Genomic DNA, 3,716 nt, shown 5'->3' on the forward strand with positions numbered 1-3,716 from the left:
GTCACACACCCGACCCGGGCCGACGAGAACTGCCCCGCGCCGCACCATCGATACTCAGCCCTACGATCTTCGTATGAGAGATCGGAGTCCCGCAGGCGAAGAGTTGTGGACCGCCCGGCTGACGCTGCGACGTCCGACCGAGGCCGACGTCGATGCGATCTTTGCGATCCACAGTGACCCCGGAACCTGCCTGCACAATCCCTCCGACACCCTTGCACGGCCGGGCGAGGCCGAAGAGCTCTACCAGTGCTGGGACGACCAGTGGAACAAGTACGGATACGGATACTGGGTCGTCCGGCGCCGCGACTCGGCCCAGCAACTGGGCTTCTGCGGGATCAAACCCATGGAGCTGAACGGCATGAAGGTCCTCAACCTCTTCTACCGCTTCGCCACCTCGGCATGGGGCCAGGGCTACGCCGGCGAGGCCGCGACCACGGTCACCGCTTGGGCAATCCGGCATGTTCCCGACCTACCGCTCGTCGCCCGCGTCCGACCGGCCAACATCGCCTCCCAGCGCGTGGCGCTCCGGGCGGGCCTGTCCCGAGCGGAACACTTCGACGGCGTTGGATGCGACGGCCTCGACTGGATTTACGCGGTGAATCTGCCGAACTGAGCAGACTCGGCGCCCATGTACGAGCCCACCACTAGCTCTGCTCGAGGTGTGCCAGGAAGGCGGACCAGGCCGGGGCTCGGAAGACGAGCTTCGGGCCGTCGGGGTTCTTGGAGTCGCGGACGGGGACGATACCGGGGTGGCCGTCGGCGACCTCGAGGCAGTCGCCGCCGCTGCCACCGCTGTGAGTGGACTTGCGCCAGGCTGCGGCTCCGGGGAAGTCCCGGGCGACTTCCACGCAGTCGCCGCCGCTGGGACCGCTGTAGGTGGACTTGTGCCAGGTGGCCGCACTCAGGGCGTACTCAGGACTGATCCTCATGCGCGTAATCCTCCGCCACTGATTCGATCAGGGTCAGGGAGTCCCGCGGTGAAAGAGCGGTGGCCCCCAACAGATCGTAAGTCAGTTCGTAGTGCGCGACGGCGGCTGGATCGTCTTGCAACTCCCCCATTCCCAGGCCTTGGAGATAGGCGAGTGTGGGCGCGTCGGTGAAGGACATCAGCTTGAGGGAGCCTTCGATTGCCATGTGACCACCCGCCGCGAACGGCAGCACCTGCACGATGATCCGGTGCCGTCGTGCCAGCGTCGCCACATGGCTCAGCGCATGGGCCATCACGGCTGGGCCGCCCATGGTTCGCCGTAGCACGGCCTCGTCCAGAACCGCCCACAACAACGGTGTCGTTGGATCGGCCAGCAGCTTTGCACGGTCCAGGCGGGCCGACACCAGCTCGTCGATCACATCCTCTGTCGCCGTGGGACGGCCCGCGCGGAACATCGCCCGCGCGTAGCCCTCCGTCTGGAGCAGGCCCGGGATCAGGAGAGGGGCGTACTCCTTGATTGCCGTCGCTACGGCTTCCGCCTCCGCGGCCTCCGCGAAGTGGTCCGGGTAGCGGGACTTGTTCGCCGCCCGGCAGTTGCGGGTGAAGAAGCCGCGCGTGCCGAGGATGTCGTCGAGCCGGCGGGCGTAGTCGGGCTGCATGCGGCGCGTGCCGGCTTCGAGCTGACCGATGAAGGAGCCGCTGACGAAGAGCGGCCCGCCCAGCTCGTCCTGAGTGAGGCCCGCACGCTCGCGTGCGTGGCGCAGTTCGGCACCGAGCAGAGCCCTGGGGGAAGAGGACGGGTCGAGGTCCTTGGGTCCGGGCATGGCAACTCCCTGCGAACAAGTGGGGTTGTTGGGCCGCCTCGCCGGAAAGCGTAGCTGGGTACCGGTCACGCTGTGTGCGGAACCAGAACACTCAGAGTGGAGGGCGTTGCGATGGTGACGACCGCGAGCGAACGGGAGCGGGAGGCCGAGGAGGCCGTCGCGGGATTGCGGGAGGCGCTGGGCGCGGTGGGGATCACCCTGCCGTCGCTGTGGGTGGACCCGGTGTCGAGCGCGAGCCGCGAGCCGGGGCCGCCGCTGGTGGAGCTGGGCCGCTGCAACGTGGAGACGGCGCTGCGGCTCGCCGCCGTGCTGCGCCGGGTGGAGGGGCGGTGAGCGCGTCGGACGACGGCTGGATCGTCGCGGCGGAGCGGCCGCCGGAACCCGGTCCGGTGGCGTGGCCTGTGCCGCCCGGTCCCGCCGAGTCGGCCGACTGCCCCCGGTGGCGCGACACGGTGGACACGGCCGACGAGACCGGGGTCCCGGAACCGATCGGTGGCGGCCCTGGCGCGAGGCGGGAAACCGCAGGCGAGCCGATGGGACCGATGGGGGCGGGGTCCGGCGGGATACGGGTCCGGCCGCCCGAGGCCGGGACGTACGTCGTCGACGCGCGGAGTGGCGACGTGGGCCGGGTCATGGGGCACGTCGGCGGTCGGCTGCAATTACGGCCGCCGAACGGCGGGCGGGAGTGGGACTGCCCGCTGGAGGCGGTGGCACCGCTGCCGCCGACCGAGGTGCTGCGGGCCCGCGTGCGCCGGCTCAACCGGGAGCCGAGGCTTCGGTGAGCGGGCCGTCCGCGCCCGCGCCCGCGCCCCCGGTGTGCCCGAGCCCGGTGCCAGCGCCCCCCGGTGTGCCCGAGCCCGGTGCCAGCGCCCGCGCCCGGTCGGTGGCCAGTAGAACGGTCGGGCGTCGCCCCGGTCAGGTGCCGGTATCGGCCAGGGCCGCGCGGAGATGGCCGGCGTGGGTGGTGAGGAGGCGGGAGGCGGTCGGGGCGTCGACGCCGCCCAGGATGACCAGGATCGCGTTCTTCACCTCGCCGTCCGTGGCGGCGAGGGCCGCCCCGATCTCCTCGTCCGCGGCACCCGTGGCGAGTGCCACGATGCGGTGGGAGCGGGCACGCAGCTTCTCGTTGGAGGCGCGTACGTCGACCATCAGGTTTCCGTACGTCTTGCCGAGGCGGATCATCGTGACGGTCGAGATCATGTTGAGGACGAGCTTCTGCGCCGTCCCCGCCTTCAGCCGTGTGGAGCCGGTCAGCAGCTCGGGTCCGACGACGATCTCGATGCCGTGGTCGGCGGCCGCCGCCAGGGCCGAGTCCTCGTTGCAGGACAGGCCGACGGTGAGGGCGCCCCGGGCGCGGGCGTGTTCGACGGCGCCGACGGCGTACGGGGTGCGGCCGGAGGCGGAGATGCCCACGACGACGTCGGCGGCGGTGACGGACAGCGCGTCCAGGTCCGCCGCCGCGAGTTCCCCGCTGTCCTCGGCGCCCTCCACCGAGGTCACCACCGCCCCGGGGCCGCCCGCGATCAGCCCGAGGACCTGTCCCGGCCCGGTGTTGAAGGTCGGCGGGCACTCGCTGGCGTCCAGCACGCCGAGCCGTCCCGCCGTGCCCGCGCCGGCGTAGATGAGGCGCCCGCCGCGGGCCATCCGTTCCGCCGTGCCGTCGATGGCCGCGGCGATCTGCGGCAGCCGTTCGGCGACCGCGGCGGGCACCGTGGCGTCCTCGCCGTTCATGATCCTGGCGATGTCGAGGGTCGGCAGGCGGTCGATGTCCGCCAGTTCCGGCCGGAAGGCCTCGGTGGTCAGGGTTCCGAGGTGGGCCAGCAAATCGCGGTGCCCGGGGCCGTCGGCGTCCGGCCGCTCGGCGGTGTCGTGGGCGTCACTGGTCGACGGCGTCATGTGCGGCGGCTCTTTCTCGGGTCGTCCGGGTCGTCCGGGTCGTCCGGGTCGTTCGGGGGGGTCAGCGG

At 71.6% G+C, this 3,716-nt stretch carries 6 protein-coding genes; 3 read left to right on the top strand and 3 right to left on the bottom strand.

Going from position 1 to position 3,716, the window contains the following annotated elements; translation table 11 throughout:
• Positions 1-73 precede the first annotated feature (73 nt).
• Positions 74-613 carry a GNAT family N-acetyltransferase gene (locus GUY61_RS35990; RefSeq protein WP_166634508.1) on the top strand — a complete coding sequence of 180 codons (540 nt, stop codon included), beginning with the start codon at positions 74-76 and terminating at the stop codon, positions 611-613.
• A gap of 31 nt (positions 614-644) precedes the next feature.
• Here GUY61_RS35990 and GUY61_RS35995 read toward each other — a convergent pair whose 3' ends face one another.
• Both GUY61_RS35995 and GUY61_RS36000 read right to left on the bottom strand, forming a co-directional pair.
• Positions 645-929 (bottom strand): DUF397 domain-containing protein, encoded by a 285-nt coding sequence (locus tag GUY61_RS35995; protein WP_166634509.1) that lies wholly within the window; start codon positions 927-929, stop codon positions 645-647.
• Positions 913-1,752: a helix-turn-helix transcriptional regulator gene (locus tag GUY61_RS36000; RefSeq protein WP_166634510.1), complete on the bottom strand. Its 840-nt coding sequence runs from the start codon at positions 1,750-1,752 to the stop codon at positions 913-915. Before GUY61_RS36000 ends, GUY61_RS35995 begins: the two co-directional genes overlap by 17 nt.
• Positions 1,753-1,863: 111 nt before the next feature.
• Here GUY61_RS36000 and GUY61_RS36005 point away from each other — a divergent pair, with 111 nt between their 5' ends.
• Both GUY61_RS36005 and GUY61_RS40930 read left to right on the top strand, forming a co-directional pair.
• Positions 1,864-2,085: a hypothetical protein gene (locus GUY61_RS36005; protein ID WP_166634511.1), complete on the top strand. Its 222-nt coding sequence runs from the start codon at positions 1,864-1,866 to the stop codon at positions 2,083-2,085.
• The gene (locus tag GUY61_RS40930; RefSeq protein WP_243766991.1) at positions 2,082-2,534 is read left to right on the top strand and encodes a hypothetical protein; all 453 of its coding nucleotides are present in this window, start codon (positions 2,082-2,084) and stop codon (positions 2,532-2,534) included. Before GUY61_RS36005 ends, GUY61_RS40930 begins: the two co-directional genes overlap by 4 nt.
• Before the next feature lie 133 nt (positions 2,535-2,667).
• Here the strand turns inward: GUY61_RS40930 and murQ are convergent, their stop codons facing one another.
• Positions 2,668-3,648: an N-acetylmuramic acid 6-phosphate etherase gene (murQ, locus tag GUY61_RS36015; protein WP_166634512.1), complete on the bottom strand. Its 981-nt coding sequence runs from the start codon at positions 3,646-3,648 to the stop codon at positions 2,668-2,670.
• Positions 3,649-3,716 lie beyond the last annotated feature (68 nt).

Source organism: Streptomyces sp. GC420 (genome assembly GCF_009916105.1).
Taxonomy (GTDB): Bacteria; Actinomycetota; Actinomycetes; order Streptomycetales; family Streptomycetaceae; genus Streptomyces.